This is a genomic window from Geodermatophilus sp. SYSU D01176, from assembly GCF_054050015.1.
Genome location: NZ_JBJGYN010000020.1, coordinates 1 through 18552 on the forward strand (window position 1 = coordinate 1; position 18552 = coordinate 18552).

At 76.0% G+C, this 18552-nt stretch carries 17 protein-coding genes; 3 read left to right on the forward strand and 14 right to left on the reverse strand.

Going from position 1 to position 18552, the window contains the following annotated elements; translation table 11 throughout:
• Positions 1–76 precede the first annotated feature (76 nt).
• The 4 genes from ACI78Z_RS12540 to ACI78Z_RS12555 all read right to left on the reverse strand — a co-directional run bounded on the left by ACI78Z_RS12540 (position 77) and on the right by ACI78Z_RS12555 (position 4996).
• Positions 77–994 (reverse strand): SRPBCC family protein, encoded by a 918-nt coding sequence (locus ACI78Z_RS12540; RefSeq protein ID WP_457036864.1) that lies wholly within the window; start codon positions 992–994, stop codon positions 77–79.
• A gap of 128 nt (positions 995–1122) precedes the next feature.
• A complete protein-coding gene (locus tag ACI78Z_RS12545) occupies positions 1123–1980 on the reverse strand; it encodes an FAD binding domain-containing protein (RefSeq protein ID WP_457036865.1) in 858 nt (285 codons plus the stop codon).
• The gene (locus ACI78Z_RS12550; RefSeq protein WP_457036866.1) at positions 1977–4469 is read right to left on the reverse strand and encodes a xanthine dehydrogenase family protein molybdopterin-binding subunit; all 2493 of its coding nucleotides are present in this window, start codon (positions 4467–4469) and stop codon (positions 1977–1979) included. Before ACI78Z_RS12550 ends, ACI78Z_RS12545 begins: the two co-directional genes overlap by 4 nt.
• Positions 4466–4996, reverse strand: a complete 531-nt coding sequence (locus ACI78Z_RS12555) for a (2Fe-2S)-binding protein (protein ID WP_457036867.1) — start codon at positions 4994–4996, stop codon at positions 4466–4468. Before ACI78Z_RS12555 ends, ACI78Z_RS12550 begins: the two co-directional genes overlap by 4 nt.
• A gap of 317 nt (positions 4997–5313) precedes the next feature.
• Here ACI78Z_RS12555 and ACI78Z_RS12560 point away from each other — a divergent pair, with 317 nt between their 5' ends.
• Positions 5314–6318, forward strand: coding sequence for an ABC transporter substrate-binding protein (locus ACI78Z_RS12560; RefSeq protein ID WP_457036868.1), 1005 nt, complete (start codon positions 5314–5316; stop codon positions 6316–6318).
• A 3-nt stretch (positions 6319–6321) separates the two neighbouring features.
• On the opposite strand, the gene ACI78Z_RS12565 is transcribed toward ACI78Z_RS12560, so the two are convergent.
• From ACI78Z_RS12565 to ACI78Z_RS12590, 6 genes are read right to left on the reverse strand one after another with little or no spacing between them, the layout of a single operon-like run.
• On the reverse strand, positions 6322–7551 hold the full coding sequence (locus ACI78Z_RS12565) for an MFS transporter (protein ID WP_457036869.1): 1230 nt from the start codon (positions 7549–7551) through the stop codon (positions 6322–6324).
• Positions 7552–7593: 42 nt separating this feature from the next.
• Complete coding sequence (locus ACI78Z_RS12570; protein ID WP_457036870.1) at positions 7594–9027, reverse strand: GAF domain-containing protein; 1434 nt, start codon at positions 9025–9027, stop codon at positions 7594–7596.
• A 10-nt stretch (positions 9028–9037) separates the two neighbouring features.
• Positions 9038–10576 (reverse strand): mycofactocin biosynthesis glycosyltransferase MftF, encoded by a 1539-nt coding sequence (gene mftF, locus ACI78Z_RS12575; RefSeq protein ID WP_457036871.1) that lies wholly within the window; start codon positions 10574–10576, stop codon positions 9038–9040.
• Positions 10573–11115: a cysteine hydrolase family protein gene (locus ACI78Z_RS12580; protein ID WP_457036872.1), complete on the reverse strand. Its 543-nt coding sequence runs from the start codon at positions 11113–11115 to the stop codon at positions 10573–10575. The genes mftF and ACI78Z_RS12580 overlap by 4 nt, the downstream gene beginning before the upstream one ends.
• 39 nt (positions 11116–11154) lie before the next feature.
• The gene (gene mftE / locus ACI78Z_RS12585; protein ID WP_457036873.1) at positions 11155–11850 is read right to left on the reverse strand and encodes a mycofactocin biosynthesis peptidyl-dipeptidase MftE; all 696 of its coding nucleotides are present in this window, start codon (positions 11848–11850) and stop codon (positions 11155–11157) included.
• Between the two features lie 14 nt (positions 11851–11864).
• Entirely contained in the window at positions 11865–13796 is a 1932-nt protein-coding gene (locus ACI78Z_RS12590) for a mycofactocin system FadH/OYE family oxidoreductase 2 (RefSeq protein ID WP_457036874.1), read from the reverse strand.
• A gap of 55 nt (positions 13797–13851) precedes the next feature.
• On the opposite strand from ACI78Z_RS12590, the gene ACI78Z_RS12595 reads away from it, so the two are divergent.
• Complete coding sequence (locus tag ACI78Z_RS12595; protein WP_457036875.1) at positions 13852–14229, forward strand: YchJ family protein; 378 nt, start codon at positions 13852–13854, stop codon at positions 14227–14229.
• A gap of 137 nt (positions 14230–14366) precedes the next feature.
• Complete coding sequence (locus tag ACI78Z_RS12600; protein WP_457036876.1) at positions 14367–14846, forward strand: pyridoxamine 5'-phosphate oxidase family protein; 480 nt, start codon at positions 14367–14369, stop codon at positions 14844–14846.
• A gap of 3 nt (positions 14847–14849) precedes the next feature.
• Here the strand turns inward: ACI78Z_RS12600 and ACI78Z_RS12605 are convergent, their stop codons facing one another.
• The 4 genes from ACI78Z_RS12605 to mftA are packed head-to-tail and all read right to left on the reverse strand — an operon-like array spanning position 14850 to position 18533.
• Positions 14850–16703: a mycofactocin system FadH/OYE family oxidoreductase 1 gene (locus tag ACI78Z_RS12605; protein ID WP_457036877.1), complete on the reverse strand. Its 1854-nt coding sequence runs from the start codon at positions 16701–16703 to the stop codon at positions 14850–14852.
• Positions 16664–17920, reverse strand: a complete 1257-nt coding sequence (gene mftC / locus ACI78Z_RS12610) for a mycofactocin radical SAM maturase (protein ID WP_457036878.1) — start codon at positions 17918–17920, stop codon at positions 16664–16666. The genes ACI78Z_RS12605 and mftC overlap by 40 nt, the downstream gene beginning before the upstream one ends.
• Positions 17917–18423 carry a mycofactocin biosynthesis chaperone MftB gene (gene mftB / locus ACI78Z_RS12615; RefSeq protein ID WP_457036879.1) on the reverse strand — a complete coding sequence of 169 codons (507 nt, stop codon included), beginning with the start codon at positions 18421–18423 and terminating at the stop codon, positions 17917–17919. The genes mftC and mftB overlap by 4 nt, the downstream gene beginning before the upstream one ends.
• A complete protein-coding gene (gene mftA / locus ACI78Z_RS12620; RefSeq protein WP_457036880.1) occupies positions 18408–18533 on the reverse strand; it encodes a mycofactocin precursor MftA in 126 nt (41 codons plus the stop codon). The genes mftB and mftA overlap by 16 nt, the downstream gene beginning before the upstream one ends.
• Positions 18534–18552: the final 19 nt, after the last annotated feature.

The following is an 18552-nucleotide window of genomic DNA, read 5'->3' on the forward strand; positions in this document are numbered from 1 at the left end:
CCCCCCCCCCCCCCCCCCCCCCCCCCCCCCCCCCCCCCCCCCCCCCCCCCCCCCCCCCCCCCCCCCCCCCCGGGGCTCAGCGGCGCCGGCGCCTGACCACGAGGGTCACCACCAGCAGCAGCACCGCGGCACCGGCCAGCGGCGCGGCGTAGCGGGTGAACGCGGCCCCACCGGCGACCTCGAGCAGGTCGATCGGCTCCGGCTCGGCGTGCCTCGGCCCCACCTGCCGGGCCGCGGGAGCGGCCGGGGCGGAGGCGGCGGGGCTGGTGGCCGGCGCAGCAGGGGAGGTGCCGGTCGCCGCCGGGGCGGCGGTGGCAGCCACCGGCGCGGTGTCGCCCCCCGAGATCCGGTCCGTGGCTGCCGCGGCCGTCTTCTTGGCCGCGGCTGCGGTCGTGCGGGCCTTCTCCGCCGCCGCGCCATCGCCCGGCACCTGCTCGGCCGAGGCGGCGACCTCCTCGGCGACGCCCGCCGCCGTGGCCGCGACCTTCTTCGCCGGCGTCGCCTTCTCCGCGGGCGCGGGAGCAGCAGCTGCCGCCGTCGCCCCCTCGTCGCCGGAAGCGAGCTGGGCGGCGAGCTTGTCGGCGAACTGGCCGAGCAGCTTGTTGCCGACGTCGGTCATCACGCCACGGCCGAACTGGGCCGGCCGGCCGGTGATGTTCAGGTCGGTCAGGACGTCGACCCGCGTGGTGTCGCCCTCGGCCTTCAGCTGGGCGGTGATGAGCGCGGCCGCGGTGCCGTTGCCGCGCTGGTCCTTGCCGCGGCCGTCGATGACCGCCCGGTGCGCCGCCTCGTCCTTCTCGACGAACGAGGCCTTGCCCTGGTAGGTCAGGTTGATCGGGCCGAGCTTGACCTTGACCCGGCCGGTGAAGTCGTCACCGGTGACCGAGTCCAGCGCGGCGCCGGGCATGCACGGCGCGATCCGCTCGATGTCCAGCAGCACCCGCCAGGCTTCGTCGATCGGCACGGGGACGGTGAACGAGTTCTCCAACTGCACGGTGCTACCTCCGAGGTGCGGCGGTCGGCCGGCCCGCCCACGAGGGGCAGGCCGGCCGAGTCGGGCGCGGCCCCGTCCAGGGCACCGCCCCGAGCTTGCGAGGGGTGGGGAGGACGGGGTCCTTCAAGCTACAGCCCCGCCGCGGCGGTCACCGCGCGACGAGTGAGCACCTGCGCCAGGTGCTCCCGGTAGTCGGCCTGGGCGTTGAGGTCGCTGCTCGGGGAGGTCCCCTCGGCGGCCGACCGGGCCGCCGCGGCGATCGCCTCCGGGCTCGCCGGGGCACCGGCCAGCGCGGCCTCCACCGCGCTCGCGCGCAGCGGGGTGGAGCCCATGTTCGTCAGCCCGATCCGCGCCTCGGCGATGTGCCCGTTCTCCCGCCGGACGACCGCGGCCACCGCCACGATCGACCAGGCCTGCGCCACGCGGTTGAACTTCTCGTAGCGCATCCCCCACTCACCGGCCAGCTTGGGGACGCGGATCTCGACGAGCAGCTCCCCCTCCTCCAGCGCGGTGGTCAGGTAGTCGACGAAGAACTCCGCCGCCGGGACGGTCCGCTGACCCTCGAGACCGGCGATGACGAACTCCGCGTCCAGGGCCAGGGCCACCGCCGGCAGGTCGCCGGCGGGGTCGGCGTGGACCAGGGCCCCGCCGAAGGTGCCGCGGGCGCGAACCTGCCGGTCGGCCACCGTCTCGGTCGCCTCGGCGATGAGCGGCGCGTACTGCTGCACCAGCGGGTCGGTCATGACGTCGTGGTGCGTCGTCATGGCCCCGATGACGATGGCGTCGCCGTCGTCCCGGACGCCGCGCAGCTCGGAGATCCGGGCCAGGTCGACCACCGTCTCCGGCGCGGCCAGCCGCAGCCGCATGACCGGGATCAGCGACTGGCCGCCGGCCAGGATCTTCACGTCGTCCCCACCCTCGGCGATGGCCTGCAGGGCCTCGTCGACGGTGGTGGGACGGGCGTACTCGAACGGAGCGGGGATCACCGGTCACCTCCGAGGGCGGACTGGGGGGTGGAGACGCCGGCGGTGGTCTCGGTCTGCGCCCCACCCCAGGCGTTGGTGCCGGCGGTGGCACGGTCGCCGCCGTCCCCGCCCTCGTGGATGGCCCGCCAGACCCGTTCCGGGGTCAGCGGCATCCGGATGTCGCGGACCCCGAGGTGCCGGACGGCGTCCAGCGCGGCGTTCACCACCGCCGGGGTGCTCGCGATGGTGCCGGCCTCGCCGACCCCCTTCGCGCCGATCGGGTTGCCCGGCGCCTCGTGCACCGTGTTGCCGGTGTCGAAGTGCGGCAGGTCGGCCGCCGAGGGGACCAGGTAGTCGACGAACGTGCCGGTGGTGAGGTTGCCGTCGGCGTCGTAGACGGCCTCCTCGAACAACGCCTGGGCGATCCCCTGCGCCAGCCCGCCGTGGATCTGCCCCTCGACGATGAGCGGGTTGACGATCGTGCCGACGTCGTCCACGCAGGCGTACCTGCGGATCTTCACCATCCCGGTCTCGGTGTCGACCTCCATGGCGCAGAGGTGGGTGCCGTGCGGGAAGGAGAAGTTCTCCGGGTCGAACGTCGCGTCCGCGTCGATCGAGGGCTCCATGCCCTCGGGGAAGTTGTGCGCCGCGAAGGTGGCCAGCGCGATCTCCTGGATGCCGACCTCGGCGCCCGGGGTGCCGCGGACGGAGAACTTCCCGCCGGTGAACTCCAGGTCCTCCTCGCTGGCCTCGAGCAGGTGAGCGGCGACCCGGCGGGCCTTGGCGACCACCTTCTCGGCCGCGTTGACCACAGCGGCCCCGCCGACCACCAGTGACCGGGAGCCGTAGGTGTCCAGCCCGCGCGGGGCGACCGATGTGTCGCCGTGCAGCACCTCGATGTCCTCGAACGGCACGCCGAGCCGGTCGGCGACCAGCTGGCTCCACGCCGTCTCGTGACCCTGGCCGTGCGGGGTCGAGCCGCTGACCACCTCGACCTTGCCGGTCGGGAGCATCCGGATGGAGGCGTGCTCCCAGCCGCCGGCGCCGTAGGACAGCGAGCCGAGCACCCGGGAGGGCGCCAGGCCGCACATCTCGGTGAAGGTCGAGACCCCGATGCCCAGCTGCACCGGGTCGTTCGACTCCCGGCGGCGGCGCTGCTCCTCACGCAGCTCGTCGTAGCCGATGAGCTCCAGGGCCTTCTGGGTCGCGGTCTCGTAGTCGCCGCTGTCGTAGGTCATCCCGGCGACCGAGGTGAACGGGAACTCCTCGGCCCTGATCCAGTTCTTGCGGCGCAGCTCAAGCGGGTCCATGCCGAGCTCGACGGCGAGCTCGTCCATGATCCGCTCGACGGCGAAGGTCGCCTCGGGGCGTCCGGCGCCGCGGTAGGCGTCGGTGGGCGTCTTGTTGGTGAAGATGCCGTCGCACTCGAAGCGGTAGGCCGGGAACTTGTAGATGCCGTTGAACATGAAGGCGCCGAGCACCGGGACGCCGGGGCTGACCAGCCGCAGGTAGGCGCCCATGTCGGCGAGGATCCGGCAGCGCAGGCCCTTGACGTTGCCCTCGCGGTCGGCGGCGATGTCGATGTACTGGATCTGGTCGCGGCCATGGTGGGCCGTCATCAGCGACTCGCTGCGGGTCTCGGTCCACTTGACCGGCTTCCCGAGCCGGCGGGCCACCAGGAGGCTGATGACCTCCTCGGGCGTCACCTGCAGCTTGCCGCCGAAGCCGCCGCCGACGTCGGGGGCGACGACGCGCAGCTTGTGCTCGGGCACGCCGGTGACCATCGCCAGCATGATCCGCAGGATGTGCGGCACCTGGGTCGAGGACCACATCGTGTAGTTGTCGCCCTGCGGCTGGACGACGACCGAGCGGGGCTCCATGAACGCGGGGATCAGCCGCTGCTGCACGAACCGGCGGCTGACCACGACCTCGGCGTCGCGGAACGCCTCGTCGGTGTGCTGGCCGGTGCCGGCGTCCCCGGACTCGAAGACGAAGTGGAAGCTGCGGTTCGACTCGAGGTGGTCGTGGGTCAGCTGTGCGCCCTCGGCGACCGCCTCCTCCATGTCCAGCACCGCGGGCAGCAGGTCGTAGTCGACGTCCACCAGCTCGACGGCGTCCTGCGCGGCGGCCTTGCTGCGGGCGACGATCACCGCGACGGCCTCGCCGACGTGGTTGACCTCGTCCACCGCGATCGACGGGTGCCCGGGGTTGACCATGTCCGGGGTGACCGGCCAGGCGCACGGGATCGAGCCCTGCTCGTCGGCCACGTCGCGCCCGGTCAGGACGGCGACCACGCCGGGCGCCTCCTGGGCGGCCGAGACGTCGACGGCGGTGATCTTGGCGTGCGCCACGGGGCTGCGGACGACGGCCAGGTGCAGCATGCCCGGCAGCACCATGTTGTCGGTCCAGGTGGTCCGGCCGGTGATCAGCCGGGCGTCCTCCTTGCGGCGCCGGGCCTTGCCGACCTCGCGCTCCGGAGCCTGCGTGGTCCGGTCCTCGACGGCGGTCATGCCTGACCCGCCACGTGCGGAGCGGCCGCGGTGTCGACCTCGGCCGGGGAGACGGAACCGTTGCCGCGCATCTCGCCGGCGGCCTGCTGCACCGCCCGGACGATGTTCTGGTAGCCGGTGCAGCGACAGAGGTTGCCCTCGATGCCCTCGCGGACCTCGGTGTCGCTCGGGTCCGGGTTCTCCTTGAGCAGGTCGACCGAGGCCATGATCATCCCCGGCGTGCAGTAGCCGCACTGCAGGCCGTGCATCTCGTGGAAGGCCTTCTGCACCGGGTGCAGGCTGCCCTGAGGCGCCAGCCCCTCGATGGTGGTCACCTCGCCGCCGTCGGCCTGGACGGCCAGCACGGTGCAGGACTTCACGGCCGCGCCGTCCAGGTGGACGGTGCAGGCGCCGCAGTTGCTGGTGTCGCACCCGACGACGGTGCCGACCTTCCCCAGCTGCTCCCTCAGGTAGTGCACCAGCAGCGTCCGGGGTTCGACGTCGTCGCTGTACGTCACCCCGTCCACCCGCACGTTGATCTGGGTCACCGTTTCCTCCGCTCCTCTGCAGGGGTCGCGTGTGGTGCCGGGCACAGCCCCACCTGCCGCGAGTCTGTCGAGCAGCACGTGACTTAGGCCACGCTTACCTGAGGACGTAGGTCCCGGTCCACCACGCAGATGCGGCAACTCTCCGTCGGTACGCCCGCAATTCCGGGTCTTTCGTCCCGCCTGACCCGCGTCCGCGGGAGCCAGACAACGTTGCAGGCGGGTTGCAGCAGTTCCCGCGTCGCGAGCGACGCGGACCCGGGTGGAACGGCTCCAGGGAGAGGTAGTTAGGTGAGCCTCACCTAGTCGGAGGGAAAGCCATGTCCGTTCGCCCGTTCCTGCACGGTGCCGCCCTGCTCGCCGCCACCGTCCTCGTCACCAGTTGCGGCTCCGGCGACACCGGGTCCTCCGAGGACGCCGCCGCGTCCACCGGTCCGTCGGACTCCGGTGGGGCCTTCCCCGTGACCGTCGAGACGGCCTTCGGCCCGGTGGAGGTCCCCGAGGAGCCCCAGCGGGTGGTCGCGCTCGGCTGGTCGGACGCCGAGACGGCGCTGGCGCTGGGCGTGCAGCCGGTGGGGGCCAGCGACTGGCTGGCCTTCGGCGGCGAGGGCGTGGGTCCGTGGGCGGAGGGGCGCTACGACGAGGCCCCGGAGATCATCGAGACGCTCGAGCCCAGCCTGGAGGCGGTCGCCGCGCTGGAGCCCGACCTCATCCTGGACACCCGCTCCCCCGCGACGCAGGAGCGCTACGACTCCCTCAGCGCCATCGCGCCGACCATCGGCCAGCCCGAGGGCGTCGGCGCGTACCTGACCACCTGGCAGCAGCAGCTGGACCTGGTCGGCCAGGCTCTGGGCCGCGAGGAGCAGGCCGACGAGCTGCAGGCCGAGGTCGAGCAGCAGTTCACCGAGGCCGCGGCGGCCAACCCGGAGTTCGCCGGCACCGAGGTCGCCGTCGGCGCCTACACCTCCGAGGGCTTCGGCGCCTACGTCCGCGGCGACACCCGCGTGGACTTCATGGAGTCGCTGGGCTTCACCAACAAGCCGGCCATCCAGGACCTCGCCGGGGAGAGCTTCTTCGTGTCGATCAGTGAGGAGCAGGTGCCGCTGCTCGACGCGCCGCTGACCGTGGTCTTCCCGATCTTCGTCGAGGCCGCGCAGATCACCGACAACCCGCTGTGGCAGTCGCTGCCCGCGGTGCAGCAGGGCAACGCGCTGGTGCTCGAGGACCAGACACTGTCCAACGCCTTCTCCAGCGGCTCGGCGCTCGGCACGCAGTACGCGCTGGAGAACGCCGTCCCGCTGTTCGCCGAGACGCTCGCGAACTGACGCCTACCGGGCCGGTGCGGGCACCGTCCGCACCGGCCCGGTCCGCCCTTCGCGGCGGCGCAGCACGGCCGAGGCGGTGAGCGCGGCCAGCCCGACCGCGGCCAGGGCCGCGCCGACGCCGGCCGGGGCGGTCCAGCCCAGGCCCGCCGCGATGACCACGCCGCCGAGCCAGGCACCCAGGGCGTTGGCCGCGTTGAGCGCCGAGTGGTTGAGCGCGGCACCCAGCATCTGCGCCTCGCCGGCGACCTCCATCAGCCGCAGCTGCAGGGTCACCACGAGCACCGAGGCGGTCGCCGAGAGCAGGAAGAGGGTGGCCAGCAGGCCCGGCGCCCAGCCCGCGAGCAGCGCCACCAGGGCCAGCAGCACCCCCATCGTCACCATGGCGCCGACCAGTGAGCGGAACAGCGCGAGGTCGGCGAGCCGGCCGCCGAGCGCCGTCCCCAGGACCCCGCCGACCCCGAAGACCAGCAGCACCCACGGCACCGTGCCGCGCGGCAGCCCGGCCTCCTCCGTGGTGAGCGGAGAGACGTAGCTGTAGACGGCGAACATGCCGCCGAAGCCGACGGTGGCCACGAGCAGGGTCAGCAGCACCTGCGGACGGCGCAGCGCGGCCAGCTCGGTGGCGACGGTGACCTCGGCCCGCCCCGGCGAGGACGGCACGGCGGCGAGCACCGCCACCACGGTCGCCACGGCGAGGACGACGACCGCCCAGTAGGCCGCCCGCCAGCCCAGCGCCTGCCCCAGCCAGGTCGCCGCCGGGACGCCGGCCAGGTTGGCCACCGCCAGGCCGAGCATCACCGAGCTGACCGCCCGGCCGCGGAGCTCGGCGCGCACCAGCGAGGCGGCGACGAGCGAGGCGACGCCGAAGTAGGCGCCGTGCGGCAGCCCGCTGACGAAGCGGGCGAGCAGCAGCGAGGAGTGCCCGGCCGCCAGCGCGCTGCCGAGGTTGCCGACCAGGAACGCGGTCATGAGGCCGACCAGCAGCCCACGGCGCGGCAGCCGGGCGCCGAGCGCGGCGATGACCGGTGCGCCCACCACCACGCCGAGCGCGTAGGCGGAGATGACGTGACCGGCGGTGGGGATGTCGACCCCGACGCCGTCGGCGATCTCGGGCAGCACGCCCATCGTCACGAACTCGGTGGTGCCGATGGCGAAGCCACCGAGCGCCAGGGCGACGACCGCGGCGACGACCCGCCGGGCGCTGAGCAGGGGGACGTCGGCCGGTGCGGTCACGTGGAAGAGGCAAGGCCACCCGCCCCGGCCGCATTCCCCGCGTCAGTGACGTGCTGGAGCGGCCCCGTCCAGCGGCTCGCCGCGAGCCCCTGACGCCCCCCTCGCAGGGGCCCGCCGCGAGCCTGCGAGCGGCGGGGCGCAAGGGGGTCCTTGCGGCAGCGGCGCGCGCGGCCCCCGGCGCAGGCGGTGCAGGTGCGCGGCGACGGCCGGCCGGCTCGGCGCGCCGGGCGGGAGGCTCTCCAGGCACGCCTGCCAGACCGCGGCGTCGTCCTGGGCCTCGGGCAGCCGGGTGTAGCGCAGCAGCACCTCGGGACGGCGGGCGGCGAGCACGGCCTGGCGCAGCGAGGCCGACAGCCGGTCGCGGGCGGCGACCACGCCGGGCGCGGACGAGCGGGGCAGCACCGCGCCGGCGTAGCGCTCCAGCGCGGGACCGACGGCGCCGCGGGCCAGGAGCCGGCGCACCTGGTCCAGGTCGGTCTCCAGCGGGCCGGTCAGCCGGTAGGGCCGCGAGCCGAGCAGGTGGGCGCCGACCAGCCGGCGCAGCCGGGACAGCTCGGCCCGGACGGTGACCGCGGCCGCGTCGCCGGCGTGGCACTCGGCGGCCAGCTGCTCGGCGGTGCGCCCGTTGCCCCCGGCCGCGGCCTCCGCGAGCAGCAGCAGCAGCTCGGAGTGGCGCAGCGAGAGCTCCGCGGGACCGGAGGGCAGGACCAGCCGCGCGCGCTCCCGGCCGAGCACCTCCAGGCGCGGGGCGGGGCGGGCAGCCGGTCGCGGTGCCGGGGCCGCCGGCCGGACGGCGTCCTCGCGGTGCAGCCAGCGCAGCTCGGCCTCGACGGCGGCGACCGTGGCCCGGACCAGGGTGAGCACCTGCGGGCTGGCCACGTGGTCGCCGCCGGTGACGTCGATGGCGCCGAGCAGCACGCCGGTGACCGGGTGGTGCACCGGCGCGGCCGAGCAGCTCCAGGGCTGCACCGGACGCCGGTAGTGCTCGCTGCCGTAGATCTGGACGGCGTGGTCGAGGGCCAGCGCGGTGCCCGGCGCGTTGGTGCCGGCGACCTCCTCGGCCCAGCGGGACCCCTCGACGAAGTGCATCGCCTCGGCCCGCGCGCGCAGCTGCCGGTCGCCCTCGACCCAGAGCATCCGGCCGTCGGCGTCGGTGACCGCGACGATCATCCGGTCGGCCTCGGCGTCCTCGACCAGCAGCCGGCGGATCACCGGCAGCACCGGCGCCAGCGGGTGCGCGGCGCGGTAGGCCAGCAGCTCGTCGTCGAGCAGCTCGACCGGCGGGGCCGCGCCGTCGGGGTCGACGCCGCCGGCGAGGCTGCGCCGCCAGGAGTCCCAGACGACGGCGCGGACCGGGCCGGGTGCCGAGGGGCCGGCGCGGGTGACGAGCGCCTCGTGGGCGGCGCGCAGCCTCCGGGTGAGCATGGGGTCGGGCAGGCCGTCGGGCAGCGCGACCCACGGGTTCACCGCCGTCACGGCTCAGCCGTCATGTGATCGTCCGCGGGCTCGGGTCCATCGTCCGCCCATCGTGACCGCTCCTCCGCGTTTCCACCAGGGAGCCGGTCGTACGCAACCGGTTCGGGGTGGGCATCGGCGCAGGTCGGGCGGGCAGCAGCGCCCGGGCGTCGCGGGCCCGGACGGCGCCGGCCCACAGACCGGCGCCGTAGGCGAGGTCCTCCAGCCGCCGGCCGGCGGCGAAACGCAGCGCCCCCACGCGCGCGCGGTGCGGCCACCAGGCCAGGACGGCGTCGGCCACGGCGGCCACGGCGACCGCCCGGCGGGCGCGGCGGGACACCCCGGTGGCGGCCACCGCCAACGGCCAGTGGTGGCGGGTGACGCTGCGGGCCAGCGTCTTCCCCGCCGCGGCGCTGCCCCGCACCACGAGGACCGCGGCCAGCCCGATGGGCGCCCGCCCGCCGGGCGGGGCCAGCCGGGGCGCCAGCCGGCCGGTGGCCACGCCGAGCACCGCGGCCGCGGCCAGCGCGCCGGAGCGGCGGCCGGTCAGCGCCAGCGCCCAGGCCGCCGCCGACCACGGCGAGAGCACCAGGGGTGCGACCGCGGCGCCGTGCCGCGCGGCCAGCAGCGCGGCGCCGGTGCCGTAGAAGGCGCGGCGGCGCAGCCACTCGAAGGTGGCCGCCCGGTGCTCGTGCGCGACCGCCGCCGACGGCTCGTAGCGCACCCGCCAGCCCGCCGCGACCAGCCGCCACACCAGGTCGACGTCCTCGGCGACCTGCATCGACTCGTCGAACCCCGCACCGAGGGCGTCCCGGCGGGCCACCATCGCCGCGCTGGGCAGGTAGGAGACCGCCGTCCCCGGGGCGACCGGCGCCGGGGCGGGGCCCATGTCCAGCGCGCTGACGGCGGCCTCGTACGGCTCGACCCAGCCGCCGCCGTGGGCCGGCAGCGCGGTGATCCGCGGGGCGACCAGCGCCAGCCGCGGGTCGGCGGTGTGCCGGGCCAGCGGCCCGGACCAGCCCGGCAGCGGCACGCAGTCGGAGTCGAGGAAGGCCACGAGCGGGGTGGTCGCCGCGCGCAGGCCGGCGTTGCGGGCGGCGGCCGGGCCCCGGGCGGTGGCGTGCCGCAGCACCCGGGCACGGTGGCGGCCGGCGGTGGCGGTCACCGCGGCCGGGTCGGCGGAGCCGTCGTCCACCACGAGCACCGGGACGCCGGCGGTGTCCGGGTCGGCGCGCAGCGCGGTGAGCAGCCGGTCCAACTCCGCCGGGCGGTCCTTGACCGGGACGACGACGGTCAGCTCCCCCGCCGGGGCGCCGTCCGGCTCGGGGTGGGCGAGGCCGGCGTCGAGGAGCCGGGCGGCCAGTGCGGCGGAGACGGCGTCCCGGACGACGAGCCGGTCGGTGCGCAGCAGGTCGCGGGCGCGCGGCCGGAGCCGCACCAGCCGCAACGGCGACCCGCCGAGCAGCGTCGTCCCGCCGTCGCGGCGGCGGACGCGCGGGTCCAGGCGGACGGCCGTGCCGTCGGGGAGCCGGTCGGGCGGGGGGACGGCGACCGCTGGCCGCCCGGTCATGCCTCCGCCAGGACCTCGGCGGTCGTGGTGACCTCGACCAGCGGCGCGTAGCAGCCGAGGATCCGCATGGTGTCGTCGTGGGCCTCGTCGTCGGCGCCGGCGCAGGCGTCGGAGACCACCCGCACCAGCACGCCGGCGTCCGCGGCGGGCAGGACGGTCGACAGCACGCAGCAGTCGGTGGCGACCCCGGCGACGGTGACCGGGCCGTCGCCGACCAGCTTGGCGACCTGGGGGACCCACTTGCCGAAGGTGGGGGCGTCGACGACGGCCGAGCCGCCGGGGTCCTCGGAGAGCTGGAACAGCGGGATCGCGTGCTCGCCGGTGAAGTAGTCGTACTTCGCGTAGTAGTCGGCCCACGCGCCCACCGGCTCGTCCGGGACGACGAACCGGGTGAAGACGACGCGGTCGTCGAAGGCCTCGACCAGCGAGCGGATGCGCGGGCGGATCTCGTCGAAGCGCGGCGTCGTCCACGGGGAGGTCGGGTCGCGGAACACCTCCTGGTAGTCGACGACGACCAGCCAGCCCGACGGTGCACCCATGGGTCCGGACGATAACCCCGGGCGACCGGGGCCGTTCCGTCAGCCGCGCAGCCGGCCGGAGGGGTCGACGTCCCACGCCCGGACGGCGGCGGCCAGCCGCCCGGCCATCCCGGTGAGCAGCTCGGCCCCCTCCTCGGCCGAGGCGCCCGCGGGGTCCCCGAGGACGCCGGTCGGGCTGACCGCGCGCACCCCCTCGGCGCGCAGCCGGGGCAGCAGGTCGGCGATCGGGGTGGTGTCGCCGGGGACGGCGCGGTCCTCGCGGACGCCCTCCGGTTCCACGTGCAACATCAGGGACGTCTCCGTGCGCCCGGCGTGCGCATCGGCGCCGGCGACGGCGCAGGGGAACCAGGCGACCTGCCGCCCCTCGGCGCGCAGCCGGGCACCGGCCGTGCGCAGGGCGTCGAGGTTGCCGCCGTGGCCGTTGACCAGCACCAGCCGCCCGGCCCAGCGGCAGGCGGAGCGGCCGTACTCGACGAGCAGCCCGGTCAGCGCCTCGGTGCCGATGGAGACGGTGCCGGGGAAGTCCTCGTGCTCGCCGCTGGCGCCGTAGGCCAGCGCGGGCGCGAGCAGGGCGCCGTCCAGGTCGTCGGCGGCGGCCTCGGCGACCGCGCAGGCGACGGTGGTGTCGGTGGCCAGCGGCAGGTGGTGGCCGTGCTGCTCGACGGCGCCGAGCGGCACCAGCAGCAGCGGACGCTGGGGCAGGTCGGGCCAGGTGGCGCCGGCGAGCGTGCTCACCGGTGCCACGGTAGTCAGACCGCCCGGCCGACCCGCTCGCCGTCCAGGGTGGCCGCGCCGGCCCTCCGCGGCGCGAGGCAGTCGCCGATCCGGTGCACCTCCGGACCGCTGCCGCTGTCGCGCAGCGCGGTCCACAGCTCGTCGTCGGCACGGGGAGGGGCCGCGACGACCACGCAGTCGGCGGTGCGCTCCTCGACCGCGCCGGTGGGGTGGTGCAGCAGCCGCACGGTGCGGCCGTCGACGGCGGTGACCAGCCGCTCCGTCGTCCGCCGGATGCGCAGGTCCGCGGCCCGCCGCTCCCAGCCGGGCCGGTCGAGGGTGAGGCCGAGGTCCTGGCCGATGACCAGCGCCGCCGTCACCACCTCGACGGTGCAGCCGCGGCCGGCCAGCAGCTCGGCGACCGACGTCGCCGCGGCGCTGCCCAGGTCGTCGACCACGAGCACGTCGCCGGCCGGGTCGGCCGCGCCGGCGAGCACGTCGCGGACGTCGACGACCCGGTCGCTGCCGGCCGCCCAGTCCGGGAGCGCGGGGCGCGCGCCGGTGGCGAGGACGACGACGTCGGGCGCCTCGGCCCGCACGCCCGCCGCGGTGGCGCGCACCCCGGTGCGGACGGTGACGCCCACGCGGGCGCACTCCGCGGCGAGGTCGTCGACGAGCGGGCGCAGGCCCTCCCGGCCGGGAGCCGACGCCGCGATCCGGATCGCCCCCCCGGTGCGCTCCGCCTGCTCCCAGACGGTGACCGCGTGCCCGCGGGCGGCGGCGGTGGCCGCGGCGCGCAGCCCGGCCGGCCCGCCGCCGACGACGAGCACACGGCGCCGGCGCTCGGGCAGCGGGAGCGGCGCCTCGCGGCCGGCCCGCGGGTTGGTCACGCAGCCGAGCGGGCGGTTCAGGCCCACCCGGCCGACGCAGTCGGCGTTGCAGCCCAGGCAGCGGCGGACCTCGGTGTCGCGGCCCTCGAGGGCCTTGGCGGCGAACTCGGGGTCGGCGATCTGGGCGCGGACGGCACCGACGAGGTCGCAGTCGCTCATCGCCAGCGCGCGCTCGGCCTGGGCGGGGGTGAGGAAGCGGCCGACGCCGACCACCGGCACGTCGACGGCGGCGCGGACCGCCGCGGACAGGTAGCGGGCGTAGCCGGGCGGGGTGGTCATCGGCGGGACGACGCGGTCGAGGGTGGCCGTCGCGACGCCGACGGTGGTGCTGACGTAGTCGACCAGGCCGCGCTGGGCGAGCAGGTGTGCGGTGGCGACGGCCTCGGCGAGCGTCGTCCCGCCGTCGAGGCCCTCCTCGTCAGCCAGCCGGATGCCGACGGCGCGGCCGGGGCCGAGCGCCTCGCGGACGGCGGTGAGCACCTCGACCAGGAAACGGGCGCGGTCCTCCAGCGGGCCGCCGTAGCCGTCGGTGCGCCGGTTGGTGGCGCGGGAGAGGAACTGGCGGGCCAGCGAGGACTGCGCGGCCTGCACCTCCACGCCGTCGAACCCCGCGGCGGAGCAGCGGGCGGCGACGTCGGCGTACCCGGCGACCAGGCGGGCGAGGTCGGCGGTGGTCGCCTCGCGCGGGACCTCGCGGAACAGCGGGTCGGGCAGCGGGGACGGCGCGAGGACCGGCGTCCGGGTGTGCACCGAGTCGGACTGCCCGCCGTTGTGGTTGACCTGGGCGAACACCGGTACGCCGTGCGCGTGGACGGCGTCGGCGACGAGCCGCATACCGGGCAGGGCCTCCCGGTGGTGCCCGCGGACCAGCTTCTCGTAGGGCCGGTCGGCGGGGTCGGTCGACAGCTCCTCGGTGACGACGAGTCCGGCGCCGCCGGCCGCGCGGGCCGCGTAGTAGGCGGCGTGCCGCTGGGTGAACCGGCCGTCGACGGCGTAGTTCGTCAGGTGGGCGGGGAACACGAGCCGGTTGGGCAGCGTCACCGGCCCGACCCGCAGCGGCGCGGACAGGTGTCGCACGTGGTCCTCCTCCTGCTGCGTGGCCCGCCCCCCGGGCCGGTAGAGACTCGCAGGCATGGCCCCTCGACGCTGCCCCTGCGGGTCCGGCCTGCCCTACGCCGAGTGCTGCGGCCGGCTGCACGACGGCACCGCGACGGCGGGGACCGCCGAGCAGCTGATGCGCGCGCGGTACAGCGCCTTCGCCGTCGGCGACCCCGCCTACCTGCTGGCCAGCTGGCACCCCTCGACCCGCCCGCCGTCGCTGGAGCTCGACTCGACCGTGCGCTGGACCGGTCTCGACGTCCTCGCCACGACCGGCGGCGGGCTGCTGGCCACGGAGGGCACGGTGGAGTTCCGGGCCTGGTACCGGCACGAGGGCGAGACCGGCAGCCAGCACGAGGTCAGCCGCTTCGTCCGCGAGGACGGCGCCTGGACCTACCTCGACGGACGGTGAGGGCCCGCGGATGCTCGCCCCTGCCCACCATGCGGGGCAGCGGGCGAGCATCCGCCGGGGACGTGCCCGGGTGTCGGCGCCAGGGGCCCTGGGCAGGAGTCGAGCGGCACCTGATCGCGCACTCCCGAGAGGACGACATGAGCGCCGAGGACACCCGCAAGGTCGCCGAACTGCTCAAGGGCGAGAGGTTCGGCTTCCTGACCACCACGACGGCCGACGGCAAGCTGACCAGCCGGCCGATGACGCTGCAGGAGGTCGAGTTCGACGGCGACCTGTGGTTCTTCGCCGAACAGGACGCGCCGTGGCTGACCCACATCTCGCGTTCGCCGCAGGTCAACGTCGGCGTCGGCTCCGGCGGCACCTGGGTCTCGCTGACCGGCGAGGCGGTCGTCGTCAGCGACGTCGCCAAGAAGAAGGAGCTGTGGAACAGCGGGGTCGAGGCCTGGCTGCCGCAGGGCCCGGAGGACCCGTCCGTCGTGCTGGTCAAGGTCGACGGCGACTCCGCGGAGTACTGGGACAGCCCCGGCAACCGGCTGGCCACGGCGTTCAGCTTCGTGAAGGCCAAGGCCACCGGCGACAAGCCCGACACCGGCGACCACAGGAAGGTCGACCTCTGACCGTCACCGGCTGAGCAGCGCCCGCGCCGCGCGCCGTCCTCCGAGCACCGCCTCGAGCACGGTGCGTGGCGCGACGGCGTCCCCTGCCGCCAGCACGCCCGGTGGGACGTCACCCGGGAGGCCGGGGCCCGCGTCCACCACGACGGCGCACGGCACGGACCGCTCCTCCCCCGTCCAGCGGTCGGCCAGGACCGCCACCCCGTCGCCGACCGAGCGCAGCACCGATGACGTCTCCCGCCGCACCCCGGCCCGCGCCAGCCGTGCGTTCGCCGGCGCCAGGTCGCCGCCCAGCCGCTCGCCGGCAACCGCGTCAGGGGTCACCAGCGTGACCGCCCGGCCCGCCGTGGCGAGCAGCTCGGCCACCCCCACGCCGACCGGACCGCCCACCGGGTCGTGCACCACCACCGGTCCCTGCGGCAGCTCGGCACCCCCCAGCACGCCGGCGGCGGTCAGGCCCTCGTGCCCCCGGGCGCCCGTCGCGACGACGTCCCCGCAGCCCCCCGCCACCCCCAGCTCGACCTCCACCCCCAGCCGCGCCACCTCCCCGGCCAGCCACCCGGCGAGGAGGGCGAACCGGCCCCGCCCGGGCAGCGCCGCGACCGTGTGCAGTGCCCCGCCGAGCCGGTCCGCGCGCTCGACCAGCCGGACGTCGGCCCCCGCCGACGCCAGCAGCCGCGACGCCTCCAACCCGGCCGGCCCGCCCCCGACCACCGTGACCCGCCGCCCGGCTCCTTGGGGGAGGACCGCCTCGTCGGACGGGTCGGCGATGCAGCTGACCAGCGGGTTGCGGACGTCGCGCACCTGGCACGCCTGGTTGCACAGGGTGCACGGCCGCACCGGGACGCCGGCCCGCGTCTTCCGCACCAGGTCGGCGTCGGCGATCTGCGCGCGGGTCATCTCCACCGCGTCGGCCACGCCGTCGTCCACCGCCCGCTGCGCATCGGCGACGTCCACCACCGAGCCCTGCAGGACGACCGGCGTCCCGCCGGTGGCCGCCCGCACCGCACGGGTCAGCCCGGTGTTGAAGCCGGGCGCCACGTGCCCGTCGGGCCGGTACGCCGACGGCGTCAGACCACTGCCGCGCACGACGACGAGCAGGTCGAGCAGCGGGGCCAGCTCGGCGACGTGCCGCACCGCGAGCGACGGCGTGATCCCGGCCCAGGGCGCCTCCTCGTCGCAGGACAGCCGCAGCGCCAGCACCCGGCCGGGGCCGAGCTCCGCGCGGACGGCGGCCAACACCTCGCGCAGCAGCCGGAGCCGGTCGGCGCCGTACCCGTCCGCCCGGTGGTTGGTCAGGCCGGAGGCGAACTGGCGCAGCAGCGAGCGGGCGCCGGCGTCGACCTCCACGCCGTCGACGCCGGCTCCGATCGCGACCCGGGCACCGCTCGCGAAGCCCGCGGCCAGCGCGTCGACGTCCGGCTGCTCCATCGCCACCGGCACCTCGCGGGTGACGACGTCGGGGACGGCGGACGGCGCCCACAGCGCGGTCTGCGCGTGCCCGGACGTGCCCTGTGCGCCGGTGTGCCCGAGCGAGGCGAGCACCAGCGCGCCGTGTGGACGGCAGGCGGCGACGACGTCGGCCCAGCCGGGTCCGCAGTCGGCCGCGAGGGGTGCCCGCTCGTAGGGGTGGTCGGAGACGTGCACCGACGCGGTCTCGGTCACGACGATCCCGCACCCGCCGGCCGCGCGGCGGGCGTAGTACGCGACGTGCCGCTCCGAGAGCGCCCGCCCGCGGCCGAGGTTGGTCTCGTGCGGGCCGAACAGCACCCGGGAGGGCGCCGTCCGGCCCGCGAGGACCAGCGGGTCGAGGAGTCCGGTCAGCTCAGCTCGAGCCCGGCCAGGGGCGACTCGTCGCACATCCGGGCGGGCGGTGTGGGTGTGGACCGAGCCGGGATCGACGGCATGCCGAGCAGCGTCGGCTGGCCGCGCACCGGGCCGGTGTGCGAGTGGTCGAGGTGGCTGCGCGGGGTGACCAGGTCGGCGTCCCGGGCGGCCAGGGCGCGCTCGCCGTAGCCCTGCACGCACTCCGGGTCGGGCCCGTCCAGCGGCAGGCCGGTGAAGAACTTGGCCGCCATGCAGCCGCCCCGGCAGGCGTCGAAGTGGGCGCACTTCGTGCAGGCGCCGCCGGTCTGCGGGCTGCGCAGCTCGGCGAACAGCTCGCTCCCCTGCCACACCTCCTGGAAGCCACCGGGCGATCGCACGTTGCCGGCGAGGAAGGTCTCGTGGATGGCGAACGGGCAGGCGTAGACGTCCCCGACCGGGTCGATCAGGCACACCACCCGCCCGGCGCCGCAGAGGTTCAGGCCGGGCAGCGCCTCGCCGAACGCCGACAGGTGGAAGAACGAGTCACCGGTCAGCACCTGCTCCCCGTTGGCGAGCAGCCAGGAGTAGAGGTCCTTCTGCTGCTGCTGGGTCGGGTGCAGCTGGTCCCAGACGTCGGCGCCGCGGCCGGACGGGCGCAGCCGGGTGATCCGCAGCTGGGCGCCGTAGCGGTCGGTGAGGGCCTTGAACGCGTCCAGCTGGCCGGCGTTCTCCCGGGTGACGACGACGGAGACCTTGAAGTCCTTCATCCCGGCCTCGGCCAGGTTCTCCAGCGCCCGGACGGCGGTGGCGTACGAGCCGGTGCCGCGGACGCGGTCGTTGACCTCGGCGGTCGCGCCGTCGAGGGAGATCTGGACGTCGACGTAGTCGGTGCGCGCCAGTTGCTGGGCCCGGACCTCGTCGAGCTTGATGCCGTTGGTGGAGAACTTGACGCCGACGTCGTGGCCGATGGCGTAGTCGAGCAGGTGCCAGAAGTCCGGGCGGACGGTGGGCTCGCCGCCGCCGACGTTGACGTAGAAGACCTGCATGCGCTGCAGCTCGTCGATGACCGCCTCGGCCTCGGCGGTGGACAGCTCGCGCGGGTCCCGCCGTCCCGAGCTGGACAGGCAGTGCGCGCAGGCCAGGTTGCAGGCGTAGGTGAGCTCCCAGGTCAGGCAGATCGGGGCGTCGAGCCCGTACTCGAACTGGTCGATCAGCCGCCCGCCGGTCGGGCGGGGCGGTGCGGCGGGACGGGACGGCAGGACGGCGGTCATGGGTGGGCCTCCGGGGCGGCCTCGTCGCAGGGACCCGCCGCGAGCGCCGAACGGCCCTCCTGCAGGGTCCCGCCGCGAGCGGGCGAGGGGTGGGGAGCAGGAGGGCCCTCCTCCGGGGGCGAGGAGGGCCTCCGTTCGATCATCTGCGAGCGCGCGAGGTCGGCCAGCGCCCGGCGGTAGGCGGGGTGCTGCGCCGCGGGGACCCCGCACGCGACCAGGGTGGCGTCGGCGCTGGGGTTCTCGGCCAGCGTCTCCACGACGGCGACCAGCGCCTTCGACTTCAGGAACGACAGCTTCCGGTTGCCGAAGTGGTAGACCAGCGCGCCGAAGGGCTCCGGGCGCAGCGCCACGGAACGGGCCCGCCGCCAGGGCAGCGCCGGGTCGAAGTCGGCAGCGGACGGGGCCGGCGCGGAAGCGCCGGAGCCCGACGGTGAGGCGGCGCCGGCTCCGCTGGAGAGCTCGGCCGGCGCCGCGGCGGGGGCGTTGATCAGTACACCCCGCACATGCCGTCGATGGAGACCTCCTCGACGAGGGACTCCTCGGCCAGGATCTCCTCGACCGCGGGGGCCACCTCCCGGCTGCTCGTGGCCTGGGTGTCGTCGGTCTCGGGCATGGCGCCTCCTGTGATCTGG

Excerpts from the sequence above, each read along its gene's own strand:
- ACI78Z_RS12550 (WP_457036866.1), bottom strand. The coding sequence starts at position 4,469 with ATGACCGCCGTCGAGGACCGGACCACGCAGGCTCCGGAGCGCGAGGTC.
- ACI78Z_RS12560 (WP_457036868.1), top strand. The coding sequence starts at position 5,314 with ATGTCCGTTCGCCCGTTCCTGCACGGTGCCGCCCTGCTCGCCGCCACC.
- mftF (WP_457036871.1), bottom strand. The coding sequence starts at position 10,576 with ATGACCGGGCGGCCAGCGGTCGCCGTCCCCCCGCCCGACCGGCTCCCC.
- ACI78Z_RS12580 (WP_457036872.1), bottom strand. The coding sequence starts at position 11,115 with ATGGGTGCACCGTCGGGCTGGCTGGTCGTCGTCGACTACCAGGAGGTG.
- ACI78Z_RS12595 (WP_457036875.1), top strand. The coding sequence starts at position 13,852 with ATGGCCCCTCGACGCTGCCCCTGCGGGTCCGGCCTGCCCTACGCCGAG.
- ACI78Z_RS12600 (WP_457036876.1), top strand. The coding sequence starts at position 14,367 with ATGAGCGCCGAGGACACCCGCAAGGTCGCCGAACTGCTCAAGGGCGAG.
- mftC (WP_457036878.1), bottom strand. The coding sequence starts at position 17,920 with ATGACCGCCGTCCTGCCGTCCCGTCCCGCCGCACCGCCCCGCCCGACC.
- mftA (WP_457036880.1), bottom strand. The coding sequence starts at position 18,533 with ATGCCCGAGACCGACGACACCCAGGCCACGAGCAGCCGGGAGGTGGCC.